The sequence below is a fragment of the Thermosulfurimonas sp. genome (genome assembly GCF_015491435.1).
In the GTDB taxonomy this organism is placed as follows: domain Bacteria; phylum Desulfobacterota; class Thermodesulfobacteria; order Thermodesulfobacteriales; family Thermodesulfobacteriaceae; genus Thermosulfurimonas_A.
The window spans coordinates 1-17,585 of the sequence record NZ_WFVX01000179.1 but is presented as its reverse complement, the minus strand read 5'-3'; the positions used below and the strand labels follow the sequence as shown (position 1 = coordinate 17,585).

General features: G+C 55.8%; 22 protein-coding genes and 1 pseudogene. 18 read left to right on the top strand and 5 right to left on the bottom strand.

Features of this window, described 5'->3' with window-relative positions; all coding sequences use genetic code 11:
- From F8J34_RS08255 to secG, 14 genes and pseudogenes are all read left to right on the top strand, one after another.
- Positions 1–345 (top strand): annotated as a pseudogene (locus F8J34_RS08255) (hypothetical protein); the annotation flags it as partial.
- Between the two features lie 106 nt (positions 346–451).
- Complete coding sequence (locus F8J34_RS08250; RefSeq protein WP_297058191.1) at positions 452–925, top strand: 4Fe-4S dicluster domain-containing protein; 474 nt, start codon at positions 452–454, stop codon at positions 923–925.
- Position 926: 1 nt separating this feature from the next.
- Positions 927–1,298, top strand: a complete 372-nt coding sequence (locus tag F8J34_RS08245) for an NADH-quinone oxidoreductase subunit A (protein WP_297058189.1) — start codon at positions 927–929, stop codon at positions 1,296–1,298.
- Positions 1,289–1,804: an NADH-quinone oxidoreductase subunit B family protein gene (locus F8J34_RS08240; RefSeq protein WP_363315435.1), complete on the top strand. Its 516-nt coding sequence runs from the start codon at positions 1,289–1,291 to the stop codon at positions 1,802–1,804. The genes F8J34_RS08245 and F8J34_RS08240 overlap by 10 nt, the downstream gene beginning before the upstream one ends.
- A 2-nt stretch (positions 1,805–1,806) precedes the next feature.
- Entirely contained in the window at positions 1,807–2,355 is a 549-nt protein-coding gene (locus F8J34_RS08235; protein WP_297058187.1) for an NADH-quinone oxidoreductase subunit C, read from the top strand.
- A 1-nt stretch (position 2,356) separates the two neighbouring features.
- Positions 2,357–3,586: an NADH-quinone oxidoreductase subunit D gene (locus F8J34_RS08230; protein ID WP_297058186.1), complete on the top strand. Its 1,230-nt coding sequence runs from the start codon at positions 2,357–2,359 to the stop codon at positions 3,584–3,586.
- 10 nt (positions 3,587–3,596) lie between these two features.
- Positions 3,597–4,586 carry an NADH-quinone oxidoreductase subunit NuoH gene (gene nuoH, locus F8J34_RS08225; protein ID WP_297058184.1) on the top strand — a complete coding sequence of 330 codons (990 nt, stop codon included), beginning with the start codon at positions 3,597–3,599 and terminating at the stop codon, positions 4,584–4,586.
- Between the two features lie 10 nt (positions 4,587–4,596).
- Positions 4,597–5,133, top strand: a complete 537-nt coding sequence (gene nuoI, locus F8J34_RS08220; RefSeq protein WP_297058183.1) for an NADH-quinone oxidoreductase subunit NuoI — start codon at positions 4,597–4,599, stop codon at positions 5,131–5,133.
- A gap of 3 nt (positions 5,134–5,136) precedes the next feature.
- Positions 5,137–5,655, top strand: a complete 519-nt coding sequence (locus tag F8J34_RS08215) for an NADH-quinone oxidoreductase subunit J (RefSeq protein ID WP_297058180.1) — start codon at positions 5,137–5,139, stop codon at positions 5,653–5,655.
- Positions 5,652–5,954, top strand: a complete 303-nt coding sequence (nuoK, locus tag F8J34_RS08210) for an NADH-quinone oxidoreductase subunit NuoK (RefSeq protein ID WP_297058178.1) — start codon at positions 5,652–5,654, stop codon at positions 5,952–5,954. The genes F8J34_RS08215 and nuoK overlap by 4 nt, the downstream gene beginning before the upstream one ends.
- 4 nt (positions 5,955–5,958) lie before the next feature.
- Positions 5,959–7,950, top strand: a complete 1,992-nt coding sequence (gene nuoL / locus F8J34_RS08205) for an NADH-quinone oxidoreductase subunit L (RefSeq protein WP_297058175.1) — start codon at positions 5,959–5,961, stop codon at positions 7,948–7,950.
- Positions 7,951–7,965: 15 nt separating this feature from the next.
- On the top strand, positions 7,966–9,507 hold the full coding sequence (locus F8J34_RS08200) for an NADH-quinone oxidoreductase subunit M (RefSeq protein ID WP_297058172.1): 1,542 nt from the start codon (positions 7,966–7,968) through the stop codon (positions 9,505–9,507).
- On the top strand, positions 9,488–10,894 hold the full coding sequence (locus tag F8J34_RS08195) for an NADH-quinone oxidoreductase subunit N (RefSeq protein ID WP_297058169.1): 1,407 nt from the start codon (positions 9,488–9,490) through the stop codon (positions 10,892–10,894). The genes F8J34_RS08200 and F8J34_RS08195 overlap by 20 nt, the downstream gene beginning before the upstream one ends.
- Before the next feature lie 70 nt (positions 10,895–10,964).
- On the top strand, positions 10,965–11,294 hold the full coding sequence (gene secG, locus F8J34_RS08190; protein WP_297058166.1) for a preprotein translocase subunit SecG: 330 nt from the start codon (positions 10,965–10,967) through the stop codon (positions 11,292–11,294).
- Positions 11,295–11,314: 20 nt separating this feature from the next.
- On the opposite strand, the gene F8J34_RS08185 is transcribed toward secG, so the two are convergent.
- The 5 genes from F8J34_RS08185 to alr form a co-directional block, all read right to left on the bottom strand.
- The gene (locus F8J34_RS08185) at positions 11,315–11,758 is read right to left on the bottom strand and encodes a MerR family transcriptional regulator (RefSeq protein WP_297058163.1); all 444 of its coding nucleotides are present in this window, start codon (positions 11,756–11,758) and stop codon (positions 11,315–11,317) included.
- Between the two features lie 146 nt (positions 11,759–11,904).
- Positions 11,905–12,309 carry a cytochrome c3 family protein gene (locus F8J34_RS08180; protein ID WP_297058160.1) on the bottom strand — a complete coding sequence of 135 codons (405 nt, stop codon included), beginning with the start codon at positions 12,307–12,309 and terminating at the stop codon, positions 11,905–11,907.
- A 126-nt stretch (positions 12,310–12,435) separates the two neighbouring features.
- The gene (gene tatC / locus F8J34_RS08175) at positions 12,436–13,158 is read right to left on the bottom strand and encodes a twin-arginine translocase subunit TatC (RefSeq protein ID WP_297058157.1); all 723 of its coding nucleotides are present in this window, start codon (positions 13,156–13,158) and stop codon (positions 12,436–12,438) included.
- The gene (gene tatB / locus F8J34_RS08170) at positions 13,121–13,381 is read right to left on the bottom strand and encodes a Sec-independent protein translocase protein TatB (protein ID WP_297058156.1); all 261 of its coding nucleotides are present in this window, start codon (positions 13,379–13,381) and stop codon (positions 13,121–13,123) included. The genes tatC and tatB overlap by 38 nt, the downstream gene beginning before the upstream one ends.
- Entirely contained in the window at positions 13,374–14,465 is a 1,092-nt protein-coding gene (gene alr, locus F8J34_RS08165) for an alanine racemase (RefSeq protein ID WP_297058196.1), read from the bottom strand. The genes tatB and alr overlap by 8 nt, the downstream gene beginning before the upstream one ends.
- A 175-nt stretch (positions 14,466–14,640) precedes the next feature.
- On the opposite strand from alr, the gene F8J34_RS08160 reads away from it, so the two are divergent.
- From F8J34_RS08160 to F8J34_RS08145, 4 genes are all read left to right on the top strand, one after another.
- Positions 14,641–14,970, top strand: coding sequence for an isoamylase early set domain-containing protein (locus F8J34_RS08160; protein WP_297058153.1), 330 nt, complete (start codon positions 14,641–14,643; stop codon positions 14,968–14,970).
- Positions 14,971–15,101: 131 nt separating this feature from the next.
- Positions 15,102–15,854, top strand: a complete 753-nt coding sequence (locus F8J34_RS08155; RefSeq protein ID WP_297058150.1) for an ABC transporter ATP-binding protein — start codon at positions 15,102–15,104, stop codon at positions 15,852–15,854.
- Positions 15,830–16,999 carry a SufD family Fe-S cluster assembly protein gene (locus F8J34_RS08150; RefSeq protein WP_297058147.1) on the top strand — a complete coding sequence of 390 codons (1,170 nt, stop codon included), beginning with the start codon at positions 15,830–15,832 and terminating at the stop codon, positions 16,997–16,999. Before F8J34_RS08155 ends, F8J34_RS08150 begins: the two co-directional genes overlap by 25 nt.
- Positions 17,000–17,002: 3 nt before the next feature.
- A partial coding sequence (locus F8J34_RS08145) for an aminotransferase class I/II-fold pyridoxal phosphate-dependent enzyme (protein WP_297058146.1) occupies positions 17,003–17,585 on the top strand: 583 nt, incomplete at its 3' end.

Here is a 17,585-nt window from a genome sequence, read left to right as displayed (position 1 = left end):
GTTTTTTGTTCTCCGGGCGAGGATCCCCCTCCGGCCGAACTCCAGGGAACTCTGGAACAACTGCTTCTCGCCCTGGCCCGGGTGCTGGAGAGAGAATCTCCACCTCCTCTGGAACTCACCCGGCTCAAACCCCTTTTTCAGAAGATGCGTCGTCAGGTCCTGGAGGAATTAGCCCGGAAAAGAAAGACCTCCTTTACCGAGCTTTCGGCCCATCTTACCGAGAAACTGGAAATCGCCGCTCTTTTTCTGGCTTTGCTGGACCTTTCTTTTCGTCAGGTATGCATTCTCATCCAGAATCTTCCCTGGGGAGAGATCGAAGTCCTCCTCCGGGGGGAAGATCGTTAGATCCGGGGAGAAAAACCCCACAAAAAGGGGAAATATTCTCCGAAAGGCTGGAGAACAAAGGCTGTTCAGGGTTGACTTTTTTTAGAGGCTTGGGTTTATATAAACCATGCCCTACACGGTAGTTCATAATTCCGAAAAATGTGACGGTTGCGCTTCCTGTATTTCAGCCTGTGCCGAAGCCCACCAGGGGGTTTCCAACTGTCGCATTCTTAAGGCCGGTAAGGCTTTTGTTTATTTTTCCTGTATGCAATGCAAGCGGCCCCAGTGTGCGGCGGTTTGCCCCACCGGGGCTATGCGTCGCGAAAATGAAGTGGTCTTTGTGGTGGAGGATCTGTGTGTGGGGTGTGTCAACTGCGTCTATGCCTGTCCCTGGGGGGTGCCGGAGTTCAATCCTCACACCGGAAAGATCAACAAGTGCGACCTGTGTAAGGATCGAGTAGCCGGAGGGGAAAAACCCTATTGTGTGGCCGCCTGTCCCAACGAGGCGCTAGCGGTGAAGGAGGTGAAGCCTCCGGCCAAGAAGCCCGCGGCCAAGAAGGCGGCTCCGAAGAAAGAGGCCGCCGCCAAGAAGGAGGGGTAGGGTGGGGGAAACGGTACTGGCAGCCAAGTATTTGCCGATCCTTATTCTGGCCATACTGGTCTTTATTATCGGTCTTTCCATGACCATCGCCAATCAGATCCTGGCCCTACGTCGCCCTTATTCCGAGAAGCTGGTGCGATATGAGTGCGGTCTTCCCCCTTCGGGTGAACCCCGTCATCCCTTCTCGGTAAAGTTTTATGCCATTGCCATCCTCTTTGTGGTCTTCGATGTGGAGGCGGTGTTCCTTTATCCCTGGGCGGTTTCCTTTGGGCACCTGGGGGCCTTTGCCTATGTGGAGATGATCGTTTTCATCGCTCTCTTGCTGGTAGCCTATGTCTATGCCTGGATCAGGGGGGCCTTTCAATGGGAGTAGAAAAAGACACCGTAGAGATAGCTCCTGGCGTAAGGCAGATTCCGGATACGCCGGCCTTTATCACCCCGCTGGACAAGCTTATTAACTGGGCCCGAACCGGTTCTCTATGGCCCATGACCTTCGGGCTGGCCTGTTGCGCCATCGAGATGATGGCCACCGGGGCCAGCCATCACGATCTGGATCGCTTCGGGATCATCTTTCGGGCTTCCCCGCGTCAGGCGGACGTGCTTATTGTGGCCGGTACGGTTACCAAAAAGATGGCTCCGGTGGTGCGCCGGGTTTACGATCAGATGCCCGAGCCCCGGTATGTGATCGCCATGGGTAGTTGTGCCTGCTCCGGAGGCGTCTTTCGCACCTATTCCACGGTACAGGGATGCGACGAATTCCTTCCGGTGGATGTATATATTCCGGGGTGTCCGCCCCGTCCCGAGGCCCTGATGTATGGCCTGATGAAGTTGCAGGAAAAAATCCGGCGGGAGGCCGGTCACTGGGGGTTCTGGAGATAGTCATGAGCGTGGTGGAGATACTCAAGGAAAAGTTTGGGGCAGCCATCCTGGGGGAAGAGACCACCGCCGATCAAATCGGGATATACGTTTCCCGGGAGGTCCTTCCGCAGGTAATGCGTTTCCTGCACGACGAGCTTGACTTTAAACACCTGGCTGATCTTTGCGGGGTGGATTATCTGGGGTGGAAGGGCAAGAGGAAGAAGGCCGAACGTTTCGAGGTGGTTTATAATCTCTATTCCCTTTCGCGGCGTGAACTCCTCCGGATAAAGGTTCCGGTTCCGGAGTCCGATCCCCGGGTTCCTTCGGTAACCTCCATCTGGCGGGTGGCTAACTGGTTCGAAAGGGAATGTTACGATCTTCTGGGGATCCGTTTCGAGGGGCATCCGGATCTGCGGCGTCTTTTGATGCCGGAAAACTGGTCGGGTCATCCCCTGCGCAAGGATTATCCTCTGGAGCCCGAGGAGGAATGGAAGGATTACGCCGAGTTGCGGGAAAAGGCCCGGGAGCTTTCCCGTTATGAATGGGGGGATCGGCGGGTAAGGGGAGGTTAGGATGGCGCCTACACTGGAACTTTATACCCGGAAGATAGGCCATCCCGAGTGGGAGGAGCCTTTTGTGGTGAATATGGGGCCGCAGCATCCCTCCACCCACGGGGTCCTGCGGCTCTATCTGGAGCTCGACGGTGAGACCGTGGTCCGGTGTGATCCCCGCATCGGGTATCTCCATCGGGGGCTGGAAAAGCTTTCCGAAAACATGACCTATACCCAGGCCATGGTCCTTACCGATCGGCTGGATTACATCTCCTCGGCAGCCAACAATACCGGTTACTGTCTGGCGGTGGAGAAGCTTCTGGGGCTGGAGGTTCCCCGTCGGGCTCGCTTGCTGCGTACCATCGTCTGTGAGATGGCCCGTATCTCCAGCCATCTACTCTGGCTGGCCACGCACGCCCTGGATATCGGGGCCATGACGGTCTTTCTCTATTGTTTCCGGGATCGTGAATGGTTGCTGGATATCTATGAAAAGATCTGCGGGGCCCGGCTCACGGTAAGCTATCCTCGCATCGGAGGGGTCCGGCTGGATTTCACCTCCGAAATCATAGACGAGCTGTATCAATTTACCGAGGAGTTTCCCACCCGAATTACGGATTACGAAACCCTTATCGATGTAAACCGGATCTGGCTCCGGCGAACCAAAGGCATTGCGGTGGTCCCGCCGGAGAAGGCCCTCAATATGGGGCTCACCGGGCCGTCTCTGCGGGGTTCGGGGGTTCCTTACGATGTGCGTAAGTTCCGACCCTACGATGCTTACGACGAGGTGGAATTCGAGGTCCCGGTAGGGAAGAACGGAGACACCTATGATCGGTACCGGGTGCGCATGGAGGAGATGCGCCAGGCCAACCGGATCATCCGGCAGTGTCTGGACAAACTGGCCCAGACCGAAGGGGAGCCGGTGGTGGCGGAGGGGGCGCCGGATCTGCTTATGCCCGAAAAGAAGAAGGCCCCCCGGGCGGTACCCCATCCCAAAAAGGGGTTCATGGTCAAGGGTGAGGAAGTGCCGGTGGTTCCCGAGGGAGAGGTGTATGTTTCCATCGAGGCCCCCAAGGGGGAGCTGGGGTACTACATCGTGAGCGATGGTTCGGGTAAACCCTGGCGGGTGCGGGTTCGGGCTCCGTCCTTTGTCCATATCTCGGCTATTCCCGAGATGGTAAAGGGGCATATGGTGGCGGATATTATTGCCGTTATCGGTACGCTGGACGTAGTGCTCGGGGAATGTGATCGGTAGGGGGGAGAGTATGGAGGCCATCCTTAAAGCGGCCCTGCCGGGGATTATCCTGATCGTGGAGGCTCTGGTCCTGCTGGTGGTGGCCCTCCTGCACGTGGCCTATACCACCTATGCGGAGCGAAAGGTTATCGGGCACATGCAGCAGCGACTGGGGCCGAACCGGGTGGGGCCCCGGGGGTTGCTTCAGCCCATCGCCGACGTGGTAAAGCTTCTGGCCAAGGAAGACATTGTTCCTCTGGGGGCGGACAAGGGGCTTTTTTACCTGGCTCCTTTTATTTCCCTGGTGGCCGGGGCGACCAGTCTGGCGGTAATTCCGATCTGGAACCGTTTTGTGCTGGCGGATGTAAACGTGGGGCTTCTGGTGATCCTGGCCCTGAGTTCGCTTTCCTCTTACGGGGTGATCCTGGCCGGGTGGTCTTCCAATTCGCGTTATGCTTTTCTGGGGGGGTTGCGGGCCTCGGCGCAGGTGGTGAGTTACGAGGTGGCCATGGCCCTCTCCCTGGTAGGGGTCATGCTTATGGCCGGGTCCATGAACCTTTCCGAGATCGTGAAGGCCCAGATCTCCAGCCCTTTTAAGATTTATGCCCTTCCCCAGATCATCGGTTTCTTTGTTTTCATGGTTTCGGCCATTGCCGAGACCAACCGGGTTCCCTTTGATCTCCCCGAGGCGGAAACCGAGCTGGTAGCCGGATATTTTGTGGAATACAGTGCCATTCGCTTTGCTCTGTTCTATCTGGCCGAATACTTCGGCATGGTGGTTATGAGTGCAGTGGCGGTAACCTGTTTCCTGGGGGGGTGGGCCGGTCCCTTCGAGGTGCCCGGGCTGCCTTTCTTCTGGTTCCTGATCAAGCTCTATGCCCTGCTTTTCTTCTATATCTGGGTGCGGGCCACCTTACCCCGTTATCGATACGATCAGCTCATGGGGTTGGGATGGAAGGTACTCATTCCTCTGGCCTTGCTCAATATTGTGATCACCGGAGGGTTAAAGCTTTGGTGGTAGGAGAGCGGGAATGAATCCGATCAGAACCATATTCCTTACCGAGATAGCCAAGGGTCTCTGGCTTACGCTGCGCAAGATGTTTTCCCGTCCGGTTACGGTCCAGTACCCGGAGGAGCGCAAGCCGGTGGCTCCGGGGTTCCGGGGGCGACATGCCCTGGTAAGAGACCCGAATACCGGGCGCGAGAGGTGCATCGGCTGTTTAAGGTGTGCCAAGGTTTGTCCTTCCAGATGTATTTATATCGAGACCGAGCGCGATCCCGAGACCAAACGTATGGTGGTCAAGCGCTACGAGGTGGAGGCCTTGCGTTGTGTGTTCTGCGGATATTGTGAGGAGGTATGTCCGGTAAACGCCATTGTGCTTACGGAATTTTACGAATATGTGGGCTACCGGCGGGAGGATCTTTACTTCGATAAGGAGCGGCTCCTGGCCAACTGGGACGAGTTTTTAACCACTCAGAAGCGTCCCTATTTCAATCCTTACTGGAAACCCAGGGGTGTGCCGGAGAAGATGCTCCCGGCCCCGAAAAGGAAGGCCGAGGGGGTATAGGGTATGGAGAAGCTGGTTTTCGGGTATCTGGCATTAGCCATACTGGTTTCGGCCCTGCTGGTGGTTTTTTCGCGGAACGCGGTCAAGGCCGTACTCTGGAGTCTGGTGCTTTTCCTGCACCAGGCGGTGCTTTTCCTGACCCTGCAGGCGGAGTTTCTGGCGGCTATCCAGATCATTGTATATGCCGGTGCGGTCCTGGTCCTCTTCCTCTTTGTGGTCTATCTCATCAATCTGCGGGAGGAGATTACCTGGCCTCGCTTCCTGAGTGCTTATCCTCTGGCCTTTTTGGCCATTCTGTTCCTTCTGGCCCTTTCCGGAGCGGCGCTTTCGGGTTTTCGGCCGGCACCTCCCAAGGGGATCCTTACCGCGGGGGCTCTTCTCGCTCAGGGACATACCCGGATCCTGGGCGAACATCTATTTCGGGAATATGTCCTGGCCTTTGAGGCCGCCGGAGTCCTGTTGCTGGTGGCTGTACTCGGAGCGGTGGTTTTAGTAAGACGCATCAGGGAGGAGGGGCGATGATACCCTTGCAGTGGTACCTTTATCTGGCGCTGGCCCTTTTTGCGGTGGGGTTGTTTGGCTTTGTAAGCCGTCGGAACGTGATCATTGTGCTCCTGTGTGTGGAGCTCATGCTTAACGCGGTCAATATAGCCCTGACCGCTCTGGGGACGGCCCTGGAGGATGTTACCGGACACATCGTGGTCTTTTTTGTAATCGCCGTAGCTGCAGCGGAGGCGGCTATCGGTCTTTCCCTGGTGGTTCTCATTTATAAACGTTTTCGTGAGGTACATCTGGACGAAGTAAAGATGCTTAAGGGGTAGAGCTATGCATGCGGAAACCGCTAGATACGCGAGCGAGGCCCTACATTATGTAGTCTGGGTTCCGGGTTTACCCTTACTGGCTTCGGTGATCACCCTCCTTTTCGGGCGGCGGTACATCAGGGATAAGGCCCACTGGCTCCCCTGTCTGGCGGTTTTCGGGTCTTTTCTCCTTTCCCTTAAGGTCCTCTGGGCGGTGATTCACGGTACCTGGGCCAATTTTGATCTTTTCACCTGGATGGCGGCCTCCGGGATCAAAGTGGGGGTGGGATTTCAGATCGATCCGCTCTCGGCCATGATGCTGGCCATGGTTACCTCTCTTTCCTTTCTTATCCACGTCTATTCCATCGGTTATATGGCCGATGATCCGGGATATTATCGATTCTTCTCCTACATCTCTCTCTTTACCTTTTCCATGTTGATGCTGGTTTCGGCCAACAATTTCCTCCAGCTCTATTTCGGCTGGGAGGCGGTGGGTTTATGTTCCTATCTCCTCATCGGGTTCTGGTACGAGAAAAAGAGCGCGGCCGATGCGGCCAAGAAGGCCTTTATTGTCAACCGTTTCGGTGATTTCGGATTCGCCCTGGGGGTCTTTCTGGTCTTTGTCTTCTTCGGGAGCCTTTACTATCAGGATGTCTTTGCCCGGGTACATGAGATCGCGCATGCCCGGCTGAATCTGCTGGGGCATTCGGTGGCGGTGCCCACTCTGATTGCGCTGCTTCTTTTCTGCGGGGCGCTGGGTAAGAGTGCTCAGTTTCCGCTTCACGTCTGGTTGCCGGATGCCATGGAGGGTCCTACGCCGGTTTCGGCCCTTATCCACGCTGCCACCATGGTTACCGCCGGGGTCTTCATGGTGGCCCGCTGTCATTCCATTTTTGAATTGTCCCCGGTGGCCATGGCGGTGGTGGCCGCAGCCGGTACCATTACCTGTTTCATGGCCGCCACCATTGCGCCCACTCAGTTCGACATCAAGCGGGTGATCGCCTATTCCACCCTCTCGCAGCTGGGTTATATGTTCATGGCCTGCGGGGTGGGGGCCTTTGCGGCGGGTATGTTCCATCTTTTCACGCACGCTTATTTTAAGGCCCTTCTCTTTCTGGGGGCCGGAAGTGTGATTCATATCATGCACCATGCCCCGGATCCCAACGATATGCGTTACATGGGCGGGTTGAAGCGATACATGCCCATCACCTACTGGACCTTCCTCATTGCTTCTCTTTCCATCTCGGGTATTCCCGGTTTTGCGGGCTTCTTCAGTAAGGACGAGATTCTGGCTTCGGCCTTCTTTTCCGCCTATCCCTGGGGTCGATGGGTATGGTTTGTGGGGACCTTTGTGGCCTTTCTTACCGCTTTTTATTCCTTCCGGGTGGTTTTTATGGCCTTTCACGGGGAATTCCGCGGGCGGGAGGTCCTTCACGGGAAGGAACCTCATGAGTCTCCCTGGGTAATGACTATCCCCCTGATGTTGATCGCCATCGGGGCGGTATTTTCCGGATGGGTAGGGATTCCGGAGGTCCTGGGGGGAAGCAATCACTTTGCGCGGTTTATGGCTCCGGTTCTGGGGCATCCGGAGGTACACGTACCGGAGGGGATGGCTCTTTCGGAGAAGACACTGGAGTTTTTACTTATGAGCATTTCGGTCCTGGCCGGTCTTCTGGGGATCGGGCTGGCCTGGCTGGTCTATATCAAGAAGCCCTCGCTTCAGACCCTTCTGCCGCGCCGGGTTCCGCATTTCTACCGGTATCTCTACCGGAAATGGTACTGGGATGAGATTTATTATTATCTGATTGTCAGACCCACCCTGTGGGTGGCGGAAACCTTTGTGGGTCTGATTGTGGATACCTTTGTCATTGAGGGCACGGTGAACGGACTTCCGGCTACGGTGCGAGTGGTGGGAAGCGGGCTTCGGAGGTTCCAGTCCGGGGTGGTCCAGTATTATGCCCTTTTTATCGCTTTCGGGGCTCTGGCGCTCTTTATATTGTTACACTATTACTTTTAGAGTGGGGTGGGGCCTATGGTGGATCTCAGGTTGGCTGATTTTCCGTTGCTTTCGTTGATTATATGGTTGCCGGTAGCAGGGGCGGCCCTTCTCTTTGTGATTCCCCGAAGTCAGGAAGCCCTGATCAAGATAGTGGCCCTGCTCGTGGCCCTGGCGGATTTCGCGGTGAGCCTTCCGCTCTGGTTCCATTTCGATCGGCATTTTTCCGGTTTTCAGTTTGTGGAAAAACACACCTGGATAAAGGCCCTGGGAGCGCATTATTTCCTGGGAGTGGATGGGATAAGTGTATTGTTTATCCTGCTTTCCGCTCTTATTACCGTCCTGTGTATCCTCATTTCCTGGGAATCCATAACCGATAAGGTTAAGGAGTTTTATATCGCGCTGCTCCTCACCTCGGCGGCCATGATCGGGGTATTTTGTGCCCTGGATCTCCTGCTCTTCTACGTCTTCTGGGAGGCCATGCTCATTCCCATGTATCTCATTATCGGGATCTGGGGAGGTCCGCGTCGCCTCTATGCCACCATAAAGTTCGTGCTCTATACCCTGCTGGGCTCGGTCTTAATGCTCATCGGTATCATCGTGATCTATCTCAAGATCGGGACCTTCGAGGTCCCCACCCTCATGCGCATGGGGCTCCCCTACGGTTTACAGGTCCTGCTTTTCCTGGCCTTCTTTGCGGCCTTTGCGGTAAAGGTTCCTATGTGGCCGGTGCATACCTGGTTGCCGGATGCCCACACCGAGGCTCCCACCGCCGGCTCGGTTATCCTGGCCGGGATCCTCATCAAGATGGGGGCCTACGGATTCCTGCGCTTCTCTCTCAGCTTTTTCCCTAAGGCCACCCTGGCCCTGGCGGTGCCCATGCTGGTGCTTTCCATTATTGCCATTATTTACGGGGCTCTGGCCTGTCTGGCTCAGACCGATCTCAAGCGCCTCATTGCCTATAGTTCGGTGAGTCACATGGGGTTTGTGACCCTGGGGATCTTTTCCCTTACTGCCAACGGGGTGGAGGGGGCTATCCTCCAGATGATTAACCACGGGGTGGTTACCGGGGCCCTCTTTATGTGTGTAGGGATCGTCTATGATCGTACGCATAGCCGTGAGATTTCCTATTACGGGGGGCTGGCCACGGTGATGCCCATTTATGCGGCCTTTTTCATGGTCTTCACCATGGCCTCCATCGGGTTACCCGGCACCAACGGATTTATCGGTGAATTCTTGATCCTTCTGGGGACTTTTCAGGCCAAGAAGTGGGCCACGGTGTTTGCGGCCACCGGGGTCATTCTGGGGGCCTGCTATATGCTCTGGTTGTATCAGAGGGTCTTCTGTCAGAAGGTCAACCCCAACATTGCCGGACTTCCGGAGATGAAGCTGCGGGAACTTGTATCCTTGCTTCCCATGCTCATCCTGGTGCTCTGGATCGGGATTTATCCCAAGTCCTTCCTTTCCTTTATGCATCCCTCGGTTAACGGGTTGCTTCAGCATGTGCAGGCTGCCGGTCCGGTCACTTCCATAACTCAGCTTATAAAGGAGGGGCTCCATGCCATTCTCTTTGCTTAATTTCAAGGCTCTCGCCCCGGAAATCTTTCTGGTGCTGGTGGCTTCGTTCATGGTTCTGTTCGATCGGGCCATTCGGGCCAAGGATTTCTTTTTCTGGACGGCCCTTTTAGGGACCCTGGTGGCCTGGTGGTTGTGTCGCACCAGTCTGGGCATTTCCTTTGGAGAGAGTTACACCGCGGACCATTATGGCTTTTTTCTCAAGACCATTTTTCTCCTGAGCCTGTTTTTGAGTATTCTGATTTCTCCGGTCTATGCCCGGCGGAGGGGGTTTCATTTCGGGGAATACTACGGACTCTTATATTTTGCGGTCTGTGGCATGATGCTGATGGCCTCGGGTACGGATCTTCTGCTCATTTATATCGGGCTGGAGTTGATGAGCCTTTCCATCTATGTACTGGTAGCTGTGGATTGGAAGGATCCCCGGGGCCTTGAGGGCGGGCTCAAGTATTTCCTGCTGGGTTCGCTGGCTTCGGCCTTTCTGATCCTGGGGCTGGCGATAATTTACGGTCGTACCGGGACCCTTTTCCTGGCCAAGATTCATCAACACCTGTCCGTTGATCCGGCGGTGCTGGCGGGGATCGCCTTTTTCCTGGTGGCCCTGGGGTTTAAGGTGGCCATGGTCCCCTTTCACATGTGGGCCCCGGATGCCTACGAGGGGGCTCCCACCCCGGTTACGGCCTTTATGTCCGTGGCGGCCAAGGCGGCAGGATTTGCGGCTCTGGGGCGGATCTTCCTGCTGGCCTTTGCCTCGGCCCATCCCATGTGGATCAAATTACTGGTACCTTTTGCCGTGCTGACCATGTTTGTGGGGAATATCCTGGCCGTGGTTCAAACCAACATCAAACGCATGCTGGCTTACTCCTCGGTGGCTCATGCCGGCTATATCCTTCTGGGAATCGCCGCCGGGACGCGGGAGGGGCTTTCGGCGGTGCTGCTCTATCTCCTTATCTACGCCTTCATGAACATCGGGGCCTTCGGTATAGTTACCCTGCTTCAGCGGGAAGGCGGGGTAGGAGAAAGCATTTACGACTATCAGGGTCTGGCCAGACTCTATCCCTTCCCGGCGCTCCTGATGCTTCTTTTCATGTTTTCCCTCACTGGAATCCCTCCCACGGCCGGTTTTATGGGGAAGTTTTATCTTTTCCGTTCCGTGGTGCATGCCGGGCATCCCTGGCTGGCGGTGTTGGCGGTGCTGGCCAGTGTTATCGCTGCCTATCCCTATCTGCGCATCGTGATGTTCATGTATATGCGGGAGCCCGAACGTGAGCTCCGGCCGGCGTTTTCTCTTTCCCTCTGGGCGGCGCTGGGAATCTCGGCCCTGGGAGTGCTGGTTATCGGATTGTATCCGGGTTCTCTCCTCCATGCGGTTATGGGAAGCGTGTTCTGATCGTTCACCCTTGTCAGCCTTCCGGAAAAGGGGTAATAATCTCTGGCGATCTTAAGAGGAGGCCGGCTTTATGTTTACCGTGTTGGTGGTGATTCAGGTTATTCTGGCCCTTTTTCTTATCGCCATTGTGCTGGTCAATGTGGGAAAGGGTTCAGAGGTGGGGGCGGTTTTCACCGGGAGTCAGGCCATTTTCGGCGGGGCCGGGCCGGGTACCTTTCTGAACAAGGTCACGGCCCTGCTGGCCATCCTCTTTTTCGCCAATTCCATCTTTCTGACCTACCTTGCCGCCCAGCGGAACAAGGCCTCTCTCATGGAAAAGGCCCCGGTGGTGGAAAAGACCAAGCCCCAGGAAAAACTACCCACCCCTCCGCCTCTCCCGGTGCCTCCTCAGGGCCAATAAGTTAAGAACCTTCGGGCGGCTCAGGAGGCCTTTTTGTCCTCCTTGCGGAGGAGATATTCCTTGTCCCGCAGGTAGATCTCGCAGGTCTCACACTTTTCCATTTTCTTGCAGGTGGAGTTGACCAGCTGCCAGCAGGGCTTGGTGCGGTCGCGATAGGCGGTGCATTCCTTCCGGACTTCCTCCGGACAATTCTTGATCACCCAGCAGGGGGTTAATTCCAGAAGTTTTTTGATGCCGGGAATGCTGATACCTTCCTCATGGATAAAGGAACGCAGGCACTTGAGCCACTCGATATCGTTATAGGAAAAATAACGTTTATTGCCCTTTTTTACCGGTTTAACCAGCCCTTCCTGTTCGTAGATTTTGAGGGTTCTGGGATTTACACCCAGGATCTTGGCCGCCACCCCGATAGGAAATACCGGCTCGTCCTTTTCCGGGATCATCTTCTTTAAGCGGTCAGCCATAAGCCCTCCCTGATAGGATCTATGAAGTTCTTAGTAACAATTTAACACGCTCTTCGGGATCTGAACAAGTGGAAGGGATTATTTGCACTTCAAAGAAAAAGGGGGGATAACCCCCCCTTCAAAGGAGACCTTAGAGAAAGGGATGCTTACTTCTTCTTATGGCATCCGAAACAGGCGGTGGGGCCGGTCTTCTTGCCTTCCTTCTTCATGGCCTTGTGGCAGCCCCGGCAGTTGATGTGCATGGCATTCTTTACACTCCGCAGTTTGGGATTGGGATGCTGCTTGTTATGACAGGTCTCACACTTCTGGATCTTCATCCCCTTCTTATAGGGAACCTGTTTCCAGTCCGCGGTGCGGCTATGATGGCACTCACCGCAGTTTCCCTTAAGTACGTTCTGGTGCATCCAGTGAGGGAAGACCACCGTGGTGTGGGCCATCTTGGGGGCGGGTAATTTGATTACCTTGGGCCCTTCGTTACAGCTCCCCGTGCCTACTCCGTAAACACCCAAAATTAACCCCATCACACCCAACATAACGACCCATTTACGCATAATCCTCCTCCTTTTTCGGTTTTTAGATAATATACTCTGAGGCAGGGTCCGGGTCAAAGGCCTTAAAAGGTTTTCTAAGCTTTTTCCGGTTACTTGGGGACAGTTAAGACCGATTTTCATATTTTTTTAAAATATTTTAGCTAAAACAAAACCCAATTCCAGAAGAACGTAAAAACTCAGAAAAAGGAGTATCTGGGAAAGAAAGTCTCCGGGGACCAGAAAGAGGGCCAGAAGATAGATGCCCCCCAGGAAATACCATTTTTTGCGGGAGAAAAGGCCGCGGGAGAGGACCTTGACCTTGACCAGGAGGGCCACTCCCAGGGGAATTTCGGCCACCAGGGTCGAGACCAGAAGGGTTTTTCCCAGAAAGGCGAGGTAATTCTGGACCCGAAGGTTGGCCTCGAAATGGGCGTAACCGAAGCTCAGAAAGAAGTGAAGCAGGACCGGAAGCCAAACGAAGTATCCCAGGGCCAGACCGAAGAGCATCAGGAAGAAAGAGAGAATAAGGAGTCTTTTTCCCACCCGTTTTTCCTGGGGATAGAGGCCCGGTGAGATATAGCTCCAGCCCTGATAGATGGCCAGGGGAAGAGTGAGAATAAGAGCCAGGAAGAAGGTGGCCTTGAGGGCGGCCATGATGCCCTCGGGAAGGGTGGTAAACACCAGGGGGATCTTCCCCTGTCCCATGGCCCGACGATAAGGCCAGAGGAGAAAAGGGGTGAGATGGGGAAAGAGTACGAAAAGGAGACACCAGAGGAAGAAAAGAACCGAGATAGTAACCAGGAGGCGTTTTCTCAGTTCAGCCAGGTGAACTTCAAGAGGAAGACGGGGAAGATCCCGATGAGGAAGCATCCTCCAGCGGCTCCTTGAGTTCCTTTTTCATCTTTTGCCACTCTTCGCGGGTTTCCTCGATTTCATCCAGCGCCAGTTCGCGTTTAAGTTCCTCGGTGGCCCGGCGGAATTCCACGGTTAACCGGGCCAGAGCCCTTCCCAGCTCGGGAAGCTTCTCCGGCCCCAGCACCACCAGGGCCACCAGGAAAATGACCACCATTTCCGGAAAACCGATGTTAAACATCTCGATACATCCTGGGAATTCGACGCCCCAGAGCACAGAGGAGTTCGTAACTGATGGTGCCGGCGAGATCGGCGAGTTCGTCCACCGGGACTTCCTCCCTGGGGCCTCCTAGGAGGATAATCTCCTCTCCGGGCTGTATTCCCTCCACCTCGGTTACATCCAGGGTGAGACACCGCATGGATACGGCCCCCACCACGGGCACCCTCCGTCCCCGAACCCAGGCGAAACCCTTGTTGCTCAAGCTGCGGGGGTAGCCATCGTCGTAGCCCACCGGAACCAGGGCTATACGTCTTCGGCTGGGGGCCCGGTAGAGGGGGCCGTATCCCAGGGCCTCCCCGGCTGGTAATTCCCGGAGTTCCAGAATTCGGCTCTTAAGGGTCATGACCGGTTTTAGTTTAACACGGGCTCGGGCCCGAAAAGAGGGGTAGCTTCCGTAAAGGGAGATCCCCGGACGGACCAGGTTGCCTCCGGCCCCGCGCAGAAAGATGATCCCCGCGGAATTGGCCGCGTGAAAATATCGCAGGGAGGGGAGGTGGCCCTGTAGTTTTTCCCTGAGACTATGGAAGGTCTCGAGCTGTTTGTGAGTGAGAGGATCCTCCGGTTTTTCAGCACAGGCCAGATGAGTCATGAGTCCTACCGGGCGTAATTGGGGATTTTCCTTAAGGATTTGCAACAGGAGGGGGATTTCCCGGAGTTCTATCCCGTAGCGATGCATACCGGTATCCAGCTTAAGATGCACCTCCAGGGAGACCCCCTTGCGCCGGGTGAACTCTGCCGCTGCCCGGAGCATGCGCAGGGAGGTGATGGCCGGGATGAGACGGAGCCGGATCAAATCCGGAAGCCAGTCGGTCTCGAAGCCGGAAAGGAGAAGGAGGGGAAGGATCAGGCCAGCCTTCCGTAATCTTTCCCCTTCCTCGGGTTCGGAGATTCCGAATCCATAGATCTTTTCCCGGGCCAGGATCCTGGCTACTTCCAGGAGACCGTGTCCGTAGGCCTCGCTCTTGATGATGGGTAAAAAAGAGACCTCCCCGGGAACAAGCCTGCGTAGAGCCGTAAAGTTTTCCCTGAGAGCCCCGAGATCTATCTCCAGCCAGCGTGACCAGCGAATGGTATCCTCCCCTGTCCCTCATTAAAACCCCGGGAACAAGATCCAGGCAAGCCCCTTCCGGAAACAGGAAAGGGGCCGGGTCTTCTGGATTTTTGAGGATCAAACCTTACCTTAATTATTTGGAAATAGACTTTATCTAGAGGAGGGAGTCATGAGCCGGAGATCTGTAAGGAGATACGGAATCAAAAAACAATACTTAAAGACCCGTCCGGTATGTAAGGTTACCTTCAGGCTTCCCCGGGAGCTAGCTCCGGAAGCCCAGAGGGTTTATATAGTTGGGGAGTTTAACCACTGGGATCAACAGGCCACTCCCATGAAAAGGCTTAAAAGCGGCGACTGGACGGTAACCCTGGAACTTGAGCCCGGCCGGGAGTATCGCTATCGTTATCTCATCGATGGAACCTGCTGGGAAAACGACCGGTTTGCCGATGATTACGTTCCCAATCCCTTCGGAAGCGAGGATTCGGTAATAAGGGTGTAAGCGAAGCGATTTCCCGGTAAAATTCGCCGGGGAGGAAGGGAACCCCGGAGGGGGCAGGTGAGAGACTTGACCTGTGCCAGAGATAAAGATACTATTGTAGATATAAAAAGTCAATAAAAGGAGCTATGGGGATGGGCAAGGAACCCTGGCTGGAGGTAAGGGATCTCTGGGTAGAAGTGGAAGGGAAGGAGGTGCTCAAAGGGGTGAATCTGGTTCTGCCGCGGGGGGAGACCCATGCGCTTTTCGGGCGCAACGGTTCCGGCAAGACCACCCTCCTTATGACCATAATGGGGTTTCCGGCCTATAAGGTTCGTCACGGCCAGATCCTTTTTAAGGGCGAAGACATCACCTCCCTTCCCCCTTATGAACGGGCCAAGCGGGGCATCGGGATCATGTTTCAGCGTCCTCCCACCATTCGGGGGGTAAAATTGAGGGAGATGCTCAAGTTATGTGCCAAGGACAACGGGATCCGGATCGAGGAACTGGCCCGGGAGTTCGGTTTTGAGGGGTTTCTGGACCGGGACGTAAACCGGGGTTTTTCCGGGGGGGAATTGAAAAAGAGCGAGCTTTTACAACTCCTGATCCAGGATCCGGACCTGGTTCTTCTGGATGAGCCGGAATCCGGTGTGGATATGGAGAACCTTCAGGTCATCGGGCGGATGATCCGGCGGCTTCTGCAGAAGGATACCCATCGGCCGCGCACCAAAAGCGGGCTCATCATTACCCATACCGGTTTTATCCTTCAATTCGTGCCCGCGGATCTCGGTTACGTAATGATAGACGGCACCATCTACTGTCAGGGTAATCCGCAGGAGATCTTTGAGGGAATCCAAAAACACGGCTATGAGGAGTGCATATCATGTCTGAGAAGGATAGAAGAATAAGACCCAGGATAGAGGATTTTCGTCCGGCCAAAGAGGGTCGTATTCCCCGCTCTCTGGAGGAGCTTTCCCCGGAGGAATGGGCCCGGCTTAAAGAGGTAGGGATAGAACCCGAGGCCCCGCGCGAGGGAGAATTCTTCCAGGCCGACGCCCGGGTGGTCCACTGTCGAACCCTTCCCGAGGGTCTGGAACTCCTTCCCATAACCGAGGCCCTGCGGAAATACGATTGGATAGAGGAATACTGGTGGAAGACGGTGGATCGGGACAAAGACGAGTACACCCGGGCCACCGATGAGGATCTGGATGACGGGTATTTTATTCGGGTCCTTCCGGGGGTGCGGCTGGTCTATCCCGTGCAGACCTGTCTTTACATCCGGACGCCGGGGGTGGTCCAGAAGGTCCATAACCTCATCATCGTGGAGGAGGGAGCGGAACTCAATCTCATCACCGCCTGTACCACCCATCCCGGGGTGCGTTCGGGTTTCCATATCGGGGTATCCGAATTTTATGTGAAACGTAAGGGGAAGTTGACCTTTACCATGATCCACAACTGGGCCGATGAGACTTACGTTCGTCCGCGAACCGGGGTGAGGGTGGAGGAGGAAGGTACCTATATTTCCACCTATGTTACCCTGCACCCGGTGGCCAGTGTGCAATCCATGCCGGTCTGTCGTCTGGTGGGGGAGGGGGCACGAGCGGTTTTTGGCTCGGTGGTGGTGGCCCCCCGAAATTCCTATCTGGATCTGGGGGCGGTGGTGTCGCTCGAGGCCCCGAACAGCCGGGCGGAAATTATCTCCCGAAGCGTTAGCACCGGCGGGGAATCCATCGCCCGGGGGCACCTCATAGGACGGGCTCCTCAGATCAAGGCCCATCTCGAATGTCAGGGGCTCATGCTTTCCGACGAAGGGGCCATTAAGGCCATACCCCAGCTCGATGCCTATTACGCCCACGTGGACATGTCGCACGAGGCCGCGGTGGGAAAGATTGCTCAGGAGGAGATAGAGTACCTCATGGCCCGGGGTCTCTCCGAGGAAGAGGCCACCTCTCTTATCGTGCAGGGGTTTCTCTCGGTGCGGATCGAGGGGCTGCCCGCGGAACTCCAGAAGAGGATCGATCAGGCCGTGGCCCTGGCCCGACAGGGGCTTTAAGGAATGCGCTACAAACCCTGGCTGGCCTCCCTGGAACCCTATCCTCCCGGAAAATCCCTGGAGGAAGTGCGCAGGGAGCTGGGGCTGCAGGGGCCCATATATAAACTGGCCTCCAACGAAAATCCTCTGGGGCCCTCCCCTCTGGCCATCGAGGCCATGAAGGCCTATCTCTCCCAGGTGCATCGCTATCCCGAGGCCTCTAATCGAGAGCTGGCCGAAGCCCTGGCCCGGAAGTTCGATCTGAACCCGGAAAAGGTGGTGGTGGGCAACGGCTCCAACGAGGTGCTGGATCTCCTGATCAAGGCCCTGGTATCCCCCGGGGACGAGATCCTGATGAGTGAACCCTCCTTTCTCATGTACGAAAAACTGGGGGCCGCCGCCGGGGCCCGGATAAAAAGGGTCCCCCTGCGGGATTATCGCCATCATCTGGAAGGCTTCCTTGCGGCCTGTACCCCCCGTACCCGGATCATCTTTCTGGATCACCCCCACAATCCCACGGGTTCGGTGCTGGGCCGGGAGGAGATGGAGGCCTTCCTTAAGGCCCTGCCCGAAGAGGTGCTGGTGGTGATAGATGAGGCCTACGGGG